17 protein-coding genes are annotated in these 15,972 nt (G+C 67.4%); 5 read left to right on the top strand and 12 right to left on the bottom strand.

Annotation, left to right across the window (positions count from 1 at the left end):
• Nucleotides 1-13: 13 nt before the first annotated feature.
• From AC1RM6_RS20190 to AC1RM6_RS20160, 7 genes are all read right to left on the bottom strand, one after another.
• Nucleotides 14-391 (bottom strand): VOC family protein, encoded by a 378-nt coding sequence (locus tag AC1RM6_RS20190; protein ID WP_493104511.1) that lies wholly within the window; start codon nt 389-391, stop codon nt 14-16.
• A 25-nt stretch (nt 392-416) separates the two neighbouring features.
• The gene (locus AC1RM6_RS20185; protein WP_493104508.1) at nt 417-1,157 is read right to left on the bottom strand and encodes an SDR family oxidoreductase; all 741 of its coding nucleotides are present in this window, start codon (nt 1,155-1,157) and stop codon (nt 417-419) included.
• A 134-nt stretch (nt 1,158-1,291) separates the two neighbouring features.
• Nucleotides 1,292-1,885, bottom strand: coding sequence for a TetR/AcrR family transcriptional regulator (locus AC1RM6_RS20180; protein WP_493104505.1), 594 nt, complete (start codon nt 1,883-1,885; stop codon nt 1,292-1,294).
• An 80-nt stretch (nt 1,886-1,965) separates the two neighbouring features.
• The gene (locus tag AC1RM6_RS20175) at nt 1,966-2,874 is read right to left on the bottom strand and encodes a TIGR03619 family F420-dependent LLM class oxidoreductase (RefSeq protein WP_493104504.1); all 909 of its coding nucleotides are present in this window, start codon (nt 2,872-2,874) and stop codon (nt 1,966-1,968) included.
• Between the two features lie 43 nt (nt 2,875-2,917).
• Nucleotides 2,918-3,805 (bottom strand): SDR family NAD(P)-dependent oxidoreductase, encoded by an 888-nt coding sequence (locus tag AC1RM6_RS20170; protein WP_493104502.1) that lies wholly within the window; start codon nt 3,803-3,805, stop codon nt 2,918-2,920.
• Nucleotides 3,786-4,622 carry a sugar phosphate isomerase/epimerase family protein gene (locus AC1RM6_RS20165; protein WP_493104501.1) on the bottom strand — a complete coding sequence of 279 codons (837 nt, stop codon included), beginning with the start codon at nt 4,620-4,622 and terminating at the stop codon, nt 3,786-3,788. The genes AC1RM6_RS20170 and AC1RM6_RS20165 overlap by 20 nt, the downstream gene beginning before the upstream one ends.
• Nucleotides 4,623-4,741: 119 nt before the next feature.
• Nucleotides 4,742-5,230: a nuclear transport factor 2 family protein gene (locus AC1RM6_RS20160; protein ID WP_493104499.1), complete on the bottom strand. Its 489-nt coding sequence runs from the start codon at nt 5,228-5,230 to the stop codon at nt 4,742-4,744.
• Nucleotides 5,231-5,364: 134 nt separating this feature from the next.
• Here AC1RM6_RS20160 and AC1RM6_RS20155 point away from each other — a divergent pair, with 134 nt between their 5' ends.
• Nucleotides 5,365-5,922 carry a carboxymuconolactone decarboxylase family protein gene (locus tag AC1RM6_RS20155; RefSeq protein WP_493104498.1) on the top strand — a complete coding sequence of 186 codons (558 nt, stop codon included), beginning with the start codon at nt 5,365-5,367 and terminating at the stop codon, nt 5,920-5,922.
• A gap of 54 nt (nt 5,923-5,976) precedes the next feature.
• Here the strand turns inward: AC1RM6_RS20155 and AC1RM6_RS20150 are convergent, their stop codons facing one another.
• From AC1RM6_RS20150 to AC1RM6_RS20140, 3 genes are all read right to left on the bottom strand, one after another.
• Nucleotides 5,977-7,671, bottom strand: a complete 1,695-nt coding sequence (locus AC1RM6_RS20150) for a thiamine pyrophosphate-binding protein (RefSeq protein ID WP_493104497.1) — start codon at nt 7,669-7,671, stop codon at nt 5,977-5,979.
• Between the two features lie 122 nt (nt 7,672-7,793).
• Nucleotides 7,794-8,945, bottom strand: a complete 1,152-nt coding sequence (locus AC1RM6_RS20145) for a hypothetical protein (RefSeq protein WP_493104495.1) — start codon at nt 8,943-8,945, stop codon at nt 7,794-7,796.
• The gene (locus AC1RM6_RS20140) at nt 8,942-9,505 is read right to left on the bottom strand and encodes a UGSC family (seleno)protein (protein WP_493104493.1); all 564 of its coding nucleotides are present in this window, start codon (nt 9,503-9,505) and stop codon (nt 8,942-8,944) included. Before AC1RM6_RS20140 ends, AC1RM6_RS20145 begins: the two co-directional genes overlap by 4 nt.
• Nucleotides 9,506-9,621: 116 nt before the next feature.
• On the opposite strand from AC1RM6_RS20140, the gene AC1RM6_RS20135 reads away from it, so the two are divergent.
• Nucleotides 9,622-10,272, top strand: a complete 651-nt coding sequence (locus AC1RM6_RS20135; RefSeq protein ID WP_493104491.1) for a TetR/AcrR family transcriptional regulator — start codon at nt 9,622-9,624, stop codon at nt 10,270-10,272.
• Between the two features lie 107 nt (nt 10,273-10,379).
• On the opposite strand, the gene AC1RM6_RS20130 is transcribed toward AC1RM6_RS20135, so the two are convergent.
• Complete coding sequence (locus tag AC1RM6_RS20130; protein WP_493104489.1) at nt 10,380-11,234, bottom strand: IclR family transcriptional regulator; 855 nt, start codon at nt 11,232-11,234, stop codon at nt 10,380-10,382.
• Between the two features lie 58 nt (nt 11,235-11,292).
• Nucleotides 11,293-13,734, bottom strand: coding sequence for a TonB-dependent receptor (locus AC1RM6_RS20125; protein ID WP_493104487.1), 2,442 nt, complete (start codon nt 13,732-13,734; stop codon nt 11,293-11,295).
• Between the two features lie 416 nt (nt 13,735-14,150).
• Here AC1RM6_RS20125 and AC1RM6_RS20120 point away from each other — a divergent pair, with 416 nt between their 5' ends.
• The 3 genes from AC1RM6_RS20120 to AC1RM6_RS20110 all read left to right on the top strand — a co-directional run bounded on the left by AC1RM6_RS20120 (nt 14,151) and on the right by AC1RM6_RS20110 (nt 15,912).
• Complete coding sequence (locus tag AC1RM6_RS20120) at nt 14,151-14,738, top strand: TetR/AcrR family transcriptional regulator (protein ID WP_493104485.1); 588 nt, start codon at nt 14,151-14,153, stop codon at nt 14,736-14,738.
• Between the two features lie 98 nt (nt 14,739-14,836).
• The gene (locus tag AC1RM6_RS20115; protein WP_493104484.1) at nt 14,837-15,196 is read left to right on the top strand and encodes a hypothetical protein; all 360 of its coding nucleotides are present in this window, start codon (nt 14,837-14,839) and stop codon (nt 15,194-15,196) included.
• Between the two features lie 125 nt (nt 15,197-15,321).
• Nucleotides 15,322-15,912, top strand: coding sequence for a carboxymuconolactone decarboxylase family protein (locus tag AC1RM6_RS20110; protein ID WP_493104482.1), 591 nt, complete (start codon nt 15,322-15,324; stop codon nt 15,910-15,912).
• The last annotated feature ends 60 nt before the right edge of the window (nt 15,913-15,972 follow it).

Below are 15,972 nucleotides of genomic sequence, written 5' to 3'. Positions count from 1 at the left end.
TAACGCGCCCGGTTCAGGGCGGCCCGAACCGGAATATCATCACCTTGTTGCCGTCGAGATCGCGGAAATAGGCGCCGTAGAAACCGTTCGGATCGGGTCCGCGCACGCCTGGTGGACCGACGCACACCCCGCCCAGTTCGATCGCCTTGGCATGGACCGCATCGACGATGTCGCGGCTCGCCGCCATGAAGCCGATCTGGGTGCCGTTGCCCGCGCTCGTCTCGCCCTCATAGGGCGTGCCGATCAGGAACATGCCGCCCTCGACGCCGCGATAGCCGACCACCTCGGGCCGATCGGTGACCCGCTTGGCGCCCAGCAGCCCGGCGATCGCGTCGTAGAACGTCTTGGCGCGCTCGAGGTCGCTTGTGCCGTAGCGGGCGATGCTCAGCATGGCGCGCGCTCGGACACCGTCTTCGTCATTCGGGCACCTTGTGCGCTTCGGCGACCAGCAGCGGGATGTGGAGGTCGGCGGGCAGGTCGAGCAGCATCCGGAACAGGGGCGCGACTGATTTGAAATGGCTGATCGGCCGGCTGCGCAGATCGATGCCGCGCTTGATATTGTCGACGACGAAGCGTTCGCGCAGCCCGGGATCCATGGTCAGCGACATCGTCTCGTCGTACATCTGACCGGCACGCAGCGTGGTGACACGCAGCCCGCTCGGCCGCACCTCCTCGCGCAGCGCCTCGGAGAAGCGCTCCATGCCGGCCTTGCTGCTCTGGTAAAGCGAGAACAAAGCGAAATTCAACGTCACCGTCTCGCTGCTGACGTTGATCACCAGCCCGCCCTTGGCCATCAGCGGGATGGCGGCGCGCGAGCAATAGATCGGCCCCGCGAAATTGGCGGTCATCGCCGCCTCGATCTGCGCGTCGGTGGCGGTGTCGATCGGGAAGGGTTCGTAGATCGCGGCATTGTTGATCAGCACGTCGATCGCCGGGAAAAGCTCGGCGATCCGGGCGAAGGCGCCGCGCACCGAATCGGGCGCGCCGATGTCGCACTGGATCGCGGTCGCAGCGTCGCCGATCTCCGCGGCCACCGCCTCGAGCTTCGACAGCGTGCGTCCGAGCAGCACCACGGTGTCGCCGCCCTCCGCCAGATGCCGCGCCACCGTCCGACCCAGCCCCGATCCCGCGCCGGTGATCACCACGATCTTGCCCATATCCGCTCCCTCTTGCGATTCCAGGGGCGCATCTATCCGTGCCGGGCCTCGCGGCGGCAAGCGTCGCCATGGCGGCAACGGCGATGATCACGACGGCGATCAATCAGGGGCAATGGCTCCGGCGCCGCACGATATCAATCGGTGCCGAGCGTCGGCGCCATCACCAGCCGGTCGAGGCATTCGGCAACCTTCTCGACCGGAAATTCGGGCTGTCGCAGCCACCAGGCGAGGATCTCGACCGTCGCCGTCACCCCGAACACCGCGCCCAGTTCGGTGGGCAGCCAGCCCTCGGCCGATGGCAGGCTCGGCGCGATCGCCAGCGCGACCTTGATGAATTCCTCGCGCACGACGCCGGCGGCGCCGCCGGTCAGCAGCGACGACCAGAGCGCGCGATGCTCGCTGACATAGGTGCACAAGGTGACCGAGGAGGCGAAGCTGCCCTTCTCGCCGAGCACCGGGTGCGACAGGCTGACCAGCTTCTCGATCTGGTCCGCCGCGACTTCCTCGAGCAGGGCCGCCTTGGTCGGATGATGGCGGAAGAAGGTCGCATAGCCGATGCCGGCCTCGGCGACGATGTCGCGGATCGTGATCTGGTCGAACGGCTTGCGCTCGACCAGGTTGAGCAGCGCGGTCCGCAGCGCCGCGCGCGTCCGCACCATCCGCGCGTCGACATTGACGGACGGATCGGTTTTGGCGGGAAGGACGGCGGTCGCGGCTTTGGCTGTCATCGCCGCACCATAGCGTGAAACTTCGATTACGGTAGAGCGCAGCGCACTCGCCCCTCCCCCGAAAGGCAGGGGCGGCGTTGTCAAAGCTTGGCGATCACCTCGGCGCCGATCCGCTCGGCATTGTCGCACCATTCGTTGCGGGTCGCGCCGTCGATCGAGATGCCGGCGCCGGCCACCCCCATCTCGCGATATTCGCACAGCGTGTCGATCATCTCCTGCGCGGTCCACACTTCGCCCGGCGAGTTGATGCCGGCGAGGATGATTTCGGGCGGAACCTCGCGGCCGATCTTCTCGCAATGCGCCTGCATATAGGCGATCCCGGTCTTGATATCGTCGGCGCCGGTCATCTCGGCCGTCCGCGCGGTCGCGGTGCCGACCCCCGAGGTGAAGAACGGGTTCCAGGCATCGCCATGCTCGACCGCGCGGCGGATCGCGCGGGGCGCGTTGCCGCCGACCAGGAAGGGCGGGTGCGGCTTCTGCACCGCGCCCGGCTGGATGCGGTTGCCGAGCGCGGTATAGCCGCTGCCCTCGAAGGTGAATTCCTCGCCGGTCAGCGCCGCCTTGAGCGCGAGCATATATTCGTCGGTCAGCTCGTTGCGCTTCTCGAAGTCGACCCCGAGCGCCTTATATTCGCCCTTGAGATAGCCGGCGCCGAAGCCGAGCACGACCCGCCCGTTCGAGAACAGGTCGAGCGTCGCCACCGCGCGCGCGGTGATGAACGGGTTGCGATAGGGCAGGACGAGAATGCCGGTCTGCAGCCGGATCTTCGTGGTCGCCGCCGCGAGCAGCGACAGCATCACGAACGGCTCCTGCGCATAATGGCCGCCGGCGTCGAGCCAGCGTCCGGTCGGGCAGGGATGGTCGGTGACGCAGCCGGCGTAGAAGCCCGCGCGCTCGATCGCGGCGCCGACCTGGTGGACCGCCTCCATCGACAGGAACTGGGTCGGGTCCTCGGTGCGGTCGAAGGGCAGGGGGACGTTGATCTTCATCGGACAGCCTCGTCTTGAAATGGATAGGAAGGGCGCGGAGGCCCTAGAGCATCGCTTCGGTCAGGCCCCAGCCGCCCTTGCGCAGCCGCTGCCAGCCCTGCGCCGCGGCACTGCCGCCATCGACCGGCAGGACGATGCCGGTGACATAGCTCGCCATCGCCGAGGCGAGGAACAGCGCGGCGTTGCCGCATTCGGTGTCGATCCCGGGGCGGCCGAGCGGGATGCGGCGCGCGGTCGCGGCTTCCTGCTCGGGGGTCGCCCTGATCCATCTCGACGGATCGACCGGGCCGCCGATATTGCCGCTGAGGCCGGGGGTGACGGTATAGTCGGGGGCGATCGCGTTGACCCGGATGCCATGGTCGGACAGTTCGAGCGCCATCGTCATCGTGAAATTGTTCATCCCCGCCTTGCATGCGGCATAGACCGCGGCGTTGGGCGCGGCGCGGGTGCCCTCGATGCTGGTGACGTTGATGATCGATCCGCCGCGGCCGCCCTTGATCATCACCGGCACCGCCGCCGAGGTCGCCGCGAACATGCTGACCAGGTTGAGGTCGATATGCCGCCGCCAGCTTTTCTCGGGCTGGTCGATGAACGGGCGGAAGCCGGTCCCCCCGGCATTGTTGACGAGGATGTCGATGCGGCCGAACCGCGCTTCGGCCGCAGCCACCATTGCGCCCACCTGCTCGACGCTGGCGACGTCGGTCGGCAGCGGCAGCGCGGTGCGGCCGAGCTCGCGCACCCGTTCGGCGGTCTCCTCGCAGCGTTCGGGGACGATGTCGGCAATGACGATGTCGGCGCCGGCCCCGGCGAGCGCGAGTGCGATCGCCCGGCCGAGCCCGCCGCCGCCGCCGGTGACGATCGCGACCTGATCGGTCAGCAGGTAGTTTTCGGGGACCATGTCGTCCTGCTCCTCAAGCGGCCCGGCGGGCATCGGCGGCGTCCATCAGCGCCAGCGTCGCCGCGACGCAGCCTTCCATCAGCGCGCGCGGGGTGGCCCCGGCGATCGCCCGCGACATCATCGGCACCTCGATGCCGATGATCCGCCCGGCGGGCAGCGCCGCGAGCAGGTCGAGCAGCGGCAATTCGCCTTCGCCCGGCGGCAGCCGCTCGGCGGCGGCCTCGGCGCCATAGTCCATCGTGCCGACCAGCGGCACGTCGCAGATCTGGACATGGCCGATCAGCGCCGGGTCGGCCGCTGCCAGTTCGGCGGCGCTCCCGCCCGACCGGACCAGATGCATCATGTCGACCAGCACCGAGAAATTGGGCCGGCCGATATCGGCGACCGCCTTGAGCGCGGCCGGCAGCGATCCGATCGGGGTGTTCGGCAGGAATTCGACCGTCGCGTCGAGCCCGCGCGCACCCGCCAGCTCGGCGAACGCGCCGGCCTGGTCGAGGCAGCGTGCCGGATCGGGATCGAGCGCCACCATGTTGACCCGGCGCGCGCCGAGTTCGGCGAGCAGGTCGATATCGGGTCCGGCATCGCGCAGCTCGGTGTTCGGCCAGCACAGGAAACCCTCGCCGACCGCGATCGATACGTCGCGTTCCTTGAGCGCGGCGGCGACGTCGCGGCGCAGTCCTGGATCGTCGCGCATCGACCAGGTCGGGGCATCGGGCAACGCGACGATCGGGGTCAGCCCCATGCCGACATGGCGGCAGCCGAGATCGGCGGTGAGGTGGACGAACTCGACCGGGTGCATCCCCAGCACGCTGATGAATTCGATCGCGATCCGCTCGATATTGCCGCCCATCATCCGCTCTCCTCGGCCGTTATCGACCGTTGACGGAAATTAGATCAGCTAACGCCACCGGTCGGAAGCCGATTCTGCTGAGAGGCTGTCCAGCGCTCGTGCTTTCGCCGGGGCGATGTTTACTTCTTCACCACCGAGGCGTTGAGGAACGGGTCGTTGCCGATGAATATCGGGGTGCTGTCGAACAGCGCGATCCGCCATTCGCCATCGGTACCGCGCGCGAACTCCATCCGGCAGTCGGCGATGATCGTCGGGCCGACGAGGTTGAGCGCGGGCGCCTTGCCTTCCGAGGAATAGTTGACGAGCAGGAAGGTCACGCTCGCGCGGTCGGCGCCGTCGAAGCCCGTGCGGAAGTTGGAGATGCTGTGGCGCTGGGTCCGCACCCCGTCGCGCTGCTGGGTGCGGACCCGCTCGTTGCGCGCGGCGTAGAAGCCGGTGACCGCGTCATGCCCGCGATAGAGCGTTCCGCCGACCAGATAGGTGCAGTCCTCGGTACACAGCGCGGCGACCCCCATGCCGCCCGCCATGTCGAGGTCGTAACCCCAGTCGTTGATCAGCTGTTGGATTTCCAGCACCGATGCCGCCTGCGCGCCGTCGAACCTCGCCATATCGTCCTCCTCCTTCGATCGTTGTTCCATGGCATTCCCCGGTCCGGCCCGCGAGGCAAGACCGAAACCCGGCCTTGATCGCCGCCCGAGCGATGAATAGGCCGGGTCGACAACAAGGATCGGGAGGCGCCGCGATGCGGGTGAAGGGGATGTTCAGGCCGGGTGATTTTCCGCCGGCCGCCGACGAGGTGACGAGCGGCGCGGTCGCCGAGCTGTTCGGGCACATGTTCCCCGGCGTCGCCGACCCTGAGATCGACGAAAATCATGTCGGCATGGCGATCGTTGCGCACAATCCGGCGATGGCGCTGCAGATGGCCAAGCTCAGCAAGCTGATCGCGCTCGACACCGGTTTCTGCCAGCGTGCCGACTTGCGCGAGCTCGCGATCCAGACGGTCAATCTCCATTACGGATCCGACTATGGGTTCCGCACCCGCGCGCCGATCGCCCGCGCGGTCGGGATCGGCGACGATCTGCTCGCGGCGCTCCCCGACTGGCGCGGATCGGACCTGTTCGACGAGGAGCAAAAACTGGTGATCGCTTATACCCAGGCGGTGGTGACCGGCGACGTCCCCGCCGAACTGTTCGCACAGGTGGTTACGCGCTACGGCGAAAAGGGCGCGGTCGAGTTCACCACCCTGGTCGCCTTCTGGTCGGCTTGGGCGATGATCCTCCAGGCGGCGAACCCGGCATAAGGCGCCGTTCCGATCCTCCCCATGCGAGCATGGGGAGGATCTAGGAGGGGGCAATCAATACGCCGCCCAGGACGAATATTCGGCATAGTTGGGCGCCTCGGTCGCGTTGGCGTCGGGGTCGACCGGCACCTGGATGACCGCGGGCTTGCCGCTGGCGAGCGCGCGGGCGATGGCGGGGCCGATATCCTCGGCGCGCTCGACATATTCGCCATAAGCGCCAAAGCCCTGGGCGATCGTGTCGAAGCGCACGCCGGTGCTCCAATGCGCCTCGGTCTCGGGCGAATTCGGCCCGAGCGTGCGGCGATAGACCCCGACCTCGAGCCCCCAGCTATAGTCGCAGCTCACCACGCAGATCACCGGTAGCTTCTTGCGCACCGCGGTCTCGAGTTCGGAGATGTGGAACATGAACGAGCTGTCGCCGGTCAGCAGCATCACCGGCCGGTCGGGCGCCGCGAGCCGCGCACCGATCGCATAGGGCAGGCCGGTGCCGAGATGGCCGAGATTCTGGTTCCACATCACGTCGTGCGGGGTCGCCTGCGAATAGGTCCAGGTGAAGATTGTCACCGACCCGCCGTCGCGCACCATGATCCCGTCCTTCGGGAACGCCTTGGTCGCCTCGACCACCAGCCGCGCGGTGTGGACCGGCACCCGGCCCTCGGGCGCCGAGGCGGCGAGGCCGGCGCGATGTTCGGCCTGCGCCGCGATCCAGCCGTCGAGATCGGGCGAGGGCGCGCGGGGCTCGTTAGCGAAGGCCTCGACCAGCTGGGGGACGACGTCGCGCAGGTCGCCGAGCAGCGGCACATGGATCTTGCGGTTGACCCCGAAGGCGAGCGGATCGCGCTCGATATAGATCCAGGTGCGGTCGGCATCGCCGCGTGCCCAGTGGCGGTTGAGCCCGAAATGGAGCGGCTCGCCGAGTTCGGTGCCGATCGCGACGACGACGTCGGACTTGTCGACCGCATCGATCGCCGCGGGCGAGAAGCCATAGGAGAAGGTGCGGTCCTCGAGGCCTTCGATGAAGGCGGTGCCGCCCGAGGTCTGGACGATCGGGCAGCCGAGCGCCCGCGCCAGCGCGCCGACCGCGTCATGCGCGCGCGCGGTGAACACGCCGTGGCCGACGAGCAGGATCGGCTGCCTGGCGCCACGCAGCGCCGCGACCGCGGCCTCGACCATCGGCGCGCTCGCGGCCTGGTGGACGAGGCGATAGGTCTCGGGCGCCTGCAGCGGCGCCCAGTCGGGGGTCTCGTGGAGCACGTGCATCGGAATCTCGACATAGACCGGGCCGGGCTTGCCCGACTGGGCGACGCGCAGCGCCTCCATCAATATCTCGTCGGTCTGCTCGGGATATTCGATCACCCCGACATATTTCATCGCCGCTTCGAAATATTTGGGCTGGGCGATATACTGGATGCGGCCGCGCTTGACCCGCTGGTCGGCCGAACGCGCGCGGTTGCCGGCGAGGAAGATCGTCGGCGAATTCTCCTTGGCGGCGACGATCGCGGCGGCGGCGAGATTGGCGACCCCGGGCCCCATCGTCCCGAAGCACACCCCGGGCTTGCCCGACATCCGCGACCAGGCATCGGCCATGAAGCAGCCCGCCTGTTCGTGATGCGGCGCCACCACCTCCCAGCCGCGCCCCTCGGCGGCGACCGCCATATGGACGAAGCCCGGATCGGGAATGCCGAACAGCGTCTTGATCCCCTCCTGTTCGAGCAGATGGAGGATGCGTTCATAGACGGGCACGGACATGGGGAATCCTTATGGTTTTGTTGGACCCAAGCCGTCGCCCCGGCGGAGGCCGGGGCCGCCCAAGATTGCAGGGCGCGTTCTAGCCTTGGGCGGCCCCGGCCTCCGCCGGGGCGACGGGGAGGTCAATGCGCGGCAGCGACCGCGCTGGCGATCGGCTTGGTCTGGGCGAGCGAGGTCCCGAAGGTGTGGAAGCCCGTCGCATGCAGGCCGCCGAGGCCGCCGGCGACGAACACCAGCATGTCCTTGGGCTCGGGGGTCAGGTAGATGCGGCCATCGTCGCGGATGCGGCCCTGCTGGTCGAGCTGGTCGCGGTGCATCCGGTTGAGGTCGTCGGCGGCGACGCTGCCATATTTCCACAGCACCGCCTGGACGTCCTCGATGTTCGGCATCTCGCGGCCGACGATCTCGGCGCAGATCGGGTTGATCGCGATCAGCATCTCGCCGAACGGCACCGCGCCCGAAAAGCAGTTGCAGCCGGCATAGGCCATCGACCGCGCGATCATCTCGAGGAAGTCGGTCGCGCTGTGCGAGGTGGTGTCGATGACGTTCATCGTCCCCATCGTCCCGAACGAGGTCACCGCATTGCCGGCGACGCCGCGGCGTTCGGCGAGCGGCGCCCAGGGCGATTTCTCCTCCCATTCGCCGGTGACGATGCCGGCGACCCGCCCCGGCGAACCGAAGGTGGTCTGCGAAGTGACCCCGGCAAGCTGCCCGGCGACGTTGCGCATGATCAGCCGGACCGCGCGGCCGATCGACGCGGAGTTGCCCGCGACCCCGCCGAGGCAGCCATAGCTGTACGGGATGTCGAGCGCATGGCGGACCGGGCCGTTGACGACGAACGCCGGATAGACCGGCGCGGTGGTCGCGTTGACGCCGTACAGTTCGAAATCGGGATCGGCGACCGAGGCGACCGCGGCGATGATCAGTTCGAGCGACGCCGCCGGCGCGCCCGCCATCACCGCGTTGATCACGATCTTCTCGACGGTGCATTCGACATTGCCGGGCAGGGTGGCGATCACCTCGTCGGGATAGCGGTCATTCTCCGCGAGGAAGCTGCGGACCCGCGCGTCGGTCGGCGGGATCAGCGGCAGCCCGTCGCCCCAGCCCATTTCGAGCGAGAAGGCGGTGAAGGCCTCGATATCGAGTTCGGTCTCGTGGCGCCGGCTGGCGAGCCAGTCGACCTCGCAGCCCTCTGGCCCGCAGTCGCGGCTGATCAGCGGTTTGAGGACCGGCGCGTCGCGGTGGATGCCGGGCTTGATCAGTTCGATCGTCACGCGGCCTTCTCCTGCGGGGTGTTGAGCAGCGCGCCCATCGTCTGGAGCACGGGCAGGAAATGCGCCTCGCCGATCGGCAGCACATCTTCCTTGCGCTGTTCGTTGAGCGGATAGGGCAGGACATGGACGCGCAGCCCCGAACGGCCACCGCGTGCGGCGATCTCATGCGCGAAGGTCTCGAAATTGGCGGTCGCGATCGCGGTGGTCGGCAGGCCGGCATTGGCCGCCTGGATCGCGTCACGCACCGTCCAGCCGGTGCACGACCCGCAATTGGCGAGGCCGACGACGGCGACGTCGATCGACTTCAGGAAGGCCTCATATTCGGCGGCATGGCGCTCGCCCTCGTCGCCCGAACGCCCGCCCGATCGCCAGAACACGACCTCGGCGCCGGCCTCGCGGAACTTCTCGGCCCACAGTTCGCCGATCCAGTCCCAGGCGCGCCACATCCGGTCGAAGCGGAAGCCGATCCGCTTGCCCGCGAGCACGCCGGCATCGGGGCCCGGGCTTGCGATATCGTCCGCCCGCTTCGCGGTGGGATCGAGAACCTTTCCTAACGCCATCACTACCTCCTGATCGGCCGATGCCCGGCTCTGCCATATGGTCTAGGCGACTCTGTAAGGGCACCTGAGCAGTATACATATTGACAAGTGCGCCCCGAGTGCAAGAGACATTCGCCATGAACCAGCCCTTCCTGCCCCCTCGACCGAGCGCCCCGCCATCGGGCCGCCCGACCGCCGAACAGTCGCGGCTGCGCCACGAGGAACTGCTCGAGGGCGCGCTCGAGATGTTCCTCGAAAAGGGCTATGAACTGACGACGATGGAGGCGCTGGCGGCGGCGACCGGCATCACCAAGCGAACGATGTACCGGCGCTATCCCGACAAGCGCGCTTTGTTCCTGGCCTCGGTGCAGCGCGCGATCGACCAGTGGATCGTGCCGATCGCGACCTTCGAGGCGCTCGAGGTGGCGGATCTGGAAACGACCCTGCTCGCGGTCGCGCGGCTGCGGGTGGCGAGCATCTTGAGCCCGGCGGGCCTCAGGCTCCAGCGGATCATCTACGCCGAATCCTATCGCTTCCCCGAGATCGTCCCGCGCTACGACCAGTCGCTGCATCCCGCGATCGCCTTCCTGATCGACCTGTTCCGCCGTCATGAGGCCGAAGGGCTGGGCATCGCCGAGGATCCAGAGGTCAAGGCGCTGGCCTTTCTGAGCGTCGTCGGCGTGCCGACCCGCGGCGCGATCCTGGGCCAGCCGATCGACCTCGCAGCGATCGACGATCTGGTGACGCGGTCGGTGAAGCTGTTGCTGCATGGGCTGTGCCGGGGGTGAGCCTCCTGCGTCGTTCCGGCGGAGGCCGGAACCGCCCAAGATAGAGCGCATGTTCCAGCCTTGGGCGGCCCCGGCCTCCGCCGGGGCGACGGTTTGGTCGCACCGCCTCACTCACCGCTACTCGTCCGTCGTGCGATATAACTCCCGATCCTGTCGCAGGCCTCGCGCACCCGTTGCCCGATCAGGGCCACCTCCTCGCCGCGCATCGCCCCGGCCAACCCGTTGAGCGCCAGCGCGAACGCGACCCGTCCGCGCGCGTCGAACACCGGCGCCAGCAGCGACACCGGCAGATAGTCGCGCTCGGCGAGCAGCTCGGTCGCCATCGCCACCGGGTAATCGGCTTGGTCGCGCGCGAGCAGTTGCGCGGTCGGCAGATGGAGTTCGTCGAACGGCGCGGTGCGCACCGAGAGCGAGAAGCCATGGTCGCGCACGAAGCCGAGCGTCGCGAAGAAGATCGCGCGATGATCGTCGCGCACCGGGGGCGACAGCCGGTCGATCCAGGCGCGCAGTTCGGCCTCGGGCGTGCGCACGAAGAAGGCGGCGCCGAACGGCGGGCGCAGCGCGATCCGTTCGCCCTTCGCGCGCGACCAGCCGATATGGGTGAGTGCCGCGGCGCGGTCGCGGACGATCGCCACCCCGCGCTCCTCGAACAGGGCCGAGCAGATCGCGTCATAATCGTCGGCGAGCGCGCGCATCTCGGGCTGGGCGATCTGCAGCGGCGAGGCGTGGCGCGCGGCGACCTGGCCGACATAGGCCAGCGTCGGGCCGAGCACATAGCTCTTGTCGCCGGCGCGGTAGAGATAGCCCTCGTCGACCAGGCCGGTGAGCAATGTGTGGCAGGTCGCGCGGCTGATCTTCAACGCCCGGACCAGATCCGAGACGGTGAAGCCGCGATCGGGATGATCGGCGAGGAAGTTGAGGATGGCGACCATGCGATGGACGCCGGGGGAGGTCTGCGCCATCGGGTGCCTCCGGAGGGCGATGCCGCCACGGGGCTCCGCCCGCGGCGACATCGTCACCTCATTTGCTGAACGGCCGGAACGTCACGCGAATCCACAGCTCGCGTCCGCGGTCGACGAACGCGCCCATCTCGTCGACTCCGGCGATCCCGCTGGTGGTGCCGCCGGTGGTCTGCCCGCCCAGGATCACGCCGGCGGCGGCGTTCGACGGCACCCGCACGCTCGAGGTGATCTGGTTGGTCAGGTTCTTGCCAATCAGCGCGATATCCCAGCGCCGCTGCGGCCCCTCGAGCGTCAGGCTCAGGTCGGTCTTGAGGAATTTCCCCTGATAGGCGTCGGCGCGGTCGGACAGCACCGCGACATAGCGCGACGAATATTGGTTGTTGTTGGTCACGATCAGCTTCATGTCGCGGCCGAGATCGAAGTCGTAGTCGAAGCCGAAATTGACCTGCCAGTTGGGCGCGCGCACCAGCGGCAGCCCCGACAGGTCCTGCGCGGTGAACAGGCCGGTCACCGGGTTCCGTTGCAGCGTGCAGCCGAGCGCGATCGTCTGGCCACCATAGCAGGGCGCGTTGTCGAGTGTCGTGAAGCGGGCATGGTTCCAGTTGACCGAGGCATGGAGGTTGAGCCCGTCGACCGCCTCCGGCCGATAGGCGATGTCGAAATCGACGCCGTAAACCTTCGCCGCGCCGGCATTGACGGTGCGGATCGGGATCACCGCGGTGGTGGTCGGTTCGACGACGCCGACCTGCAGTCCGCTATATTTATAATGATAGCCCGCCAGATTCATCTTCAGGCGCCGGTCTAGGAAGCGGCTCTTGATGCCGATCTCGCCGCCTTCGACCTTCTCGTCGCCGAACGAGTTGTTTTTGCCGGGGGTAAGCGGAGTCGCGACGCTGTATGATCCCGATTTATAGCCCTTCTTGTACGCACCGAACACGGTCAGATCGTCGGTCGGGGTGTAGGTCAGCGTCGCCTCCGGGGCGAAGTTGCTCGAATGGATCTTCGGCACCCCCGGCGCCACCGCGGCGTTGGCGATATAGTCGAACGCGGTCTCGCGCCTTGTCTCGCTGGTCCAGCGCACGCCGCCCGACAGTTCGAGCTGCGGCACGATCTTCCACCGTGCCTGGCCGAACAGCGAATAGGTGCTGATATCGATATCGAGCGCGCCCTTCTGCAGCAGCGGCGGCAGCCGCAATGCGGTGTTGCCGAGGATCGTGATCAGATTGCCGAATTTGCCGTCCTGGTAGAATCCGCCCGCGGTGAAGTTGAACGGGGTCGAAAAGTCGCTGGTCACCCGCACTTCCTGGGTGAAGTCGGTGCGGTGGAACTTGTTGGTGACCGCGATCGGCGGGCCCGCCGACCCGGTCTCGATCGCGTTGACCAGGCTCTTCGAATCGAGGTCGTAATAGCCGGTGACCGAGGTGAAGCTGATCCCGCTTTCGGGCCGCCAGTTCATCTCGAAACTGCCATAGCGCTGGTTGGTCAGCAGATAGGGGGTGCCGCCATTGGGCACGCCGACATAAGCGGCGGGATCGAGATCGACGACGCGCATCGTCCGGTCGAGCTTGCAGTCCTCGCCGATGCCGACGAACGGAATGCCCAGCGGCGCGCCGGTACCGTCGGGGCACGACACGAACTGATAGGCGTCGGCATTTTCGGTGCGGTTATGCGCGAAATTGGTTTTGAGCCGCGCATCGAAGCTGCTGTCGGGATTCCACAGCAGCGTGCCGCGGATCATATAGTCGCGGCCGCGCGGGGCATGGCCATTGGCCGGGGTCTTGCCGCCGAGCCCGGGCGCAACGATCGGCTCGTTGCGGAAGAAGCCGCGCGACGCCGAATATTGCCCGGCGAGCCGCGCCTTGACGGTTTCGCCGACCGGGCCCGAGGCGATCAGCTCGGCCTTGGCCTCGCGCGCTTCATATTCGAAGCCGGCGCGGCCGATCAGCTCGGTCTGGTCGGTCGGGTCGGCGGTGCGCACCGAGATCACCCCGCCCGGGCTGCTCTTGCCGAAGAACAAGGCTTGCGGACCCTTGAGAACCTCGATCTGGCCGACGTCGAACATGCCGCTGCCATAGGCCAGCCCCGATCCGAGCTGGAGCCCGTCGACATTGAGCGACACCGACTGATCGACCCCGGGATCGGACGAACTGGTGCCGATGCCGCGGATCGACACCTGGGTGCCGATCGACAGCAGCTGGTTGCCGACCACCAGCCCGGGGACGAGGGTGGCGATATTCTTGAGATCGGAGGTGTTGAGCCGTTCGAGCTGCGCCATCGGGATCGCGGTTTCGATCACCGGCACCTTGAGCAGCGATTCCTGCCGCTTGCGCGCGGTGACGATGATCTCGTTCGGGTCGACCGCGGTCGTCGCCTGGCCGGGCAGGACCTCCGGTTCGGCCGGGGGCGCCGCGCTCTGCGCCCAAGCCGGTGCGGCGCCGATCGCCGCCGACGACGCGATCGTCGTCAGGCATAGCAGGATCTTGTGGTGCTTGCTGTTCATGGCCTCATCTCTCCCAAGATATTTTCTGGTTGTTCGGGCTGGCCCCGCGGACCTTGTTCCGGTCCATTGTTCGGGGTGTCGCATCGGTCATCGCGGACAATGTCGTCGAACGGATCGAAGCTGATCGGGCAGGTGGGCGCGCGGTGCGCCAGGCAAATGATATCGCCTCACGGAGCGCGCCTTCGGCGCCCCTTGATCCCTTTCTCATCCTCATGCCGGTCTTTATTCGCCAGCTGGGTACAATAATACACATGGCGAAATGGCGATGCAATTGTCGAAATACGGAACAGTCTATTGCCTGTGGTGGATATCCCGCCACGCCACGAAGAGGCTTGGGCATCGGGCGTCCCGTCGTTACCATCGACGCCCTCGATCCTCTCTGCGCGCAGGGCTCATACCCGACAGGAGACCACCCCTTGCCCACGCCACGACGGATCGGCACCGAACAATCGGCCACCCGCGCGGTGCTGCTCGACGGCACCGAGAAGTTGCTGCGCGAGGAAGGTTATGCCGCGGTCAGCACCCGTCGGGTGGCGAAGGCGGTCGGGCTAACGCCTGCGCTGGTCCATTATTATTATCCGACCACCGACGACCTGCTGATCGCGGTCTATCGCCGCGCGGTCGACTATACGATGGCGCGGCTCGCCGAGACGCTTGCCGCCGAGCGGCCGCTGCATGCGCTATGGGCGCTCGGTCTCGACCCGACCTGCACCGCGCTGGCCATCGAGTTCATGGCTTTGGCGAACCACCGCAAGGCGATCCGATCGGAGATCGTCGCCTCTGCCGATCTGTTCCGCGCGAAGCATGCCGAGGGCCTGGCGAAAATCCTGCGTAGTGCCGGGGTGGCGGTGGAGCCGGGCCTAGCCGATCCGATGGCGATGACGATCTTCCTGGCCTCGGTGTCGCGGTTGCTGGTGATGGAGGAGACGCTGGGGATCGGCATGGGCCACGACGCGGCGAAAGCGGCGGTGGAGGCGTGGTTGGGGCGGGTCGAGCCGCGATAGGCCGCCGACACCCGCTTCCAGCCGGCCGGCATGGGCGCTATACTCTTTGAAAATAGATATATTCGGACCTGACCGACAGGCGCCGATCGGGAGAAGAGATGATCATCGTCACGACGGAGGCCGAGCGCAGGCGCGTGCGCGCCAGAATGGGCGGTTTGCTGAAGGTCGCCGATGTCGAGGCATTTTCCCGTGAGGAACAGAGTGTCGTTCGGAAGATGGGTTGGGATAGCGGCGAATTCGATCTGCTGATCGAGACCGAAGGCAGCATCGTCCAGACCCAGGAGGTGATGGAGGCCTTTGGCGCGCTGCTGCTGCATTCGCCCCTGAAGGCGCGCAAGATCGCGACCGTTCGCCACGGCGCGCTCTCCAACATGCAGACCCGCCGCATCACGAAGCTCCGATCGAATTTCGAGCTGTTCGACAGCCTCGACGACGCCGAGGCCTGGCTGGAAGACTGATCCGGCCGCTTGCTCCCGGGTCGCCAATTGACAAATCATCCGCGACGTTGAACACATGTTCAGCGCAGAGGCGAGCGCGGCTACCCGCCACGACATCGCCCAGCCTTGCGGCGATGGAGCGGATGATGACGAGGCTTTCGAAGCTTGCGCCCGACCAATGGGATCCCGCGCTGCGGGCGCTGGCCCGGGCCGATGCGGCGACGCCGCTCGAGCAGGGGATGACCCGGGTGCTCGCGCACTCCCCCGCGGTCGCCAAGGCGGTGATCGGGTTCGGCGGGGCGCTGTTCGCGGCGACCGGCCTGCCGCGGCGGCTGATCGAGCTGGTGCGGCTGCGGATCGCCTTTCACAACCAGTGCCGCAGCTGCATGGCGGTGCGCTATAGCTCGGCGGTCGAGGATGGGGTCGACGAGGGGCTCGTCTGCTCGCTCGAACGACCGCAGGACGCGCCCGATCTGAGCGACGCCGAAAAGGCGGCGCTGTCCTATGCCGATCTGTCGGCAACCAACCATTTCGCGATCGGCGATGCGCAGTTCGACGATCTGCGGCGGCATTTCTCCGAGGCGGAGATCGTCGAGCTCGGGGCATTCACCGCCTATTTCATCGGCTTCGGTCGGCTGGCGGCGGCGATGGACATGGTCGAGGAATTGCCGGGCGGGTTTCGCGGCGACGGTGCGGCGGCGCCTTGGGGACAGGCGGGGGTGGTGTTGCGGGGATGAGCCCAGGCGGACGGAACGGTCGTCGGGTTCCGCTCATCGAGCAAAAGGGGTGAGGCTGCC

The organism is Rhizorhabdus sp. GW822-FHT03C02 (assembly GCF_058801765.1).
The sequence above is the reverse complement of the archived record's forward strand: the minus strand, read 5'-3'. Positions and strand labels throughout refer to the sequence as shown.

What these genes read in the sequence shown, in the direction of transcription:
- AC1RM6_RS20190 (WP_493104511.1), bottom strand. Translation starts at nt 391, where the DNA reads ATGCTGAGCATCGCCCGCTACGGCACAAGCGACCTCGAGCGCGCCAAG.
- AC1RM6_RS20185 (WP_493104508.1), bottom strand. Translation starts at nt 1,157, where the DNA reads ATGGGCAAGATCGTGGTGATCACCGGCGCGGGATCGGGGCTGGGTCGG.
- AC1RM6_RS20180 (WP_493104505.1), bottom strand. Translation starts at nt 1,885, where the DNA reads ATGACAGCCAAAGCCGCGACCGCCGTCCTTCCCGCCAAAACCGATCCG.
- AC1RM6_RS20175 (WP_493104504.1), bottom strand. Translation starts at nt 2,874, where the DNA reads ATGAAGATCAACGTCCCCCTGCCCTTCGACCGCACCGAGGACCCGACC.
- AC1RM6_RS20170 (WP_493104502.1), bottom strand. Translation starts at nt 3,805, where the DNA reads ATGCCCGCCGGGCCGCTTGAGGAGCAGGACGACATGGTCCCCGAAAAC.
- AC1RM6_RS20165 (WP_493104501.1), bottom strand. Translation starts at nt 4,622, where the DNA reads ATGGGCGGCAATATCGAGCGGATCGCGATCGAATTCATCAGCGTGCTG.
- AC1RM6_RS20160 (WP_493104499.1), bottom strand. Translation starts at nt 5,230, where the DNA reads ATGGCGAGGTTCGACGGCGCGCAGGCGGCATCGGTGCTGGAAATCCAA.
- AC1RM6_RS20155 (WP_493104498.1), top strand. Translation starts at nt 5,365, where the DNA reads ATGCGGGTGAAGGGGATGTTCAGGCCGGGTGATTTTCCGCCGGCCGCC.
- AC1RM6_RS20150 (WP_493104497.1), bottom strand. Translation starts at nt 7,671, where the DNA reads ATGTCCGTGCCCGTCTATGAACGCATCCTCCATCTGCTCGAACAGGAG.
- AC1RM6_RS20140 (WP_493104493.1), bottom strand. Translation starts at nt 9,505, where the DNA reads ATGGCGTTAGGAAAGGTTCTCGATCCCACCGCGAAGCGGGCGGACGAT.
- AC1RM6_RS20135 (WP_493104491.1), top strand. Translation starts at nt 9,622, where the DNA reads ATGAACCAGCCCTTCCTGCCCCCTCGACCGAGCGCCCCGCCATCGGGC.
- AC1RM6_RS20130 (WP_493104489.1), bottom strand. Translation starts at nt 11,234, where the DNA reads ATGGCGCAGACCTCCCCCGGCGTCCATCGCATGGTCGCCATCCTCAAC.
- AC1RM6_RS20125 (WP_493104487.1), bottom strand. Translation starts at nt 13,734, where the DNA reads ATGAACAGCAAGCACCACAAGATCCTGCTATGCCTGACGACGATCGCG.
- AC1RM6_RS20115 (WP_493104484.1), top strand. Translation starts at nt 14,837, where the DNA reads ATGATCATCGTCACGACGGAGGCCGAGCGCAGGCGCGTGCGCGCCAGA.
- AC1RM6_RS20110 (WP_493104482.1), top strand. Translation starts at nt 15,322, where the DNA reads ATGACGAGGCTTTCGAAGCTTGCGCCCGACCAATGGGATCCCGCGCTG.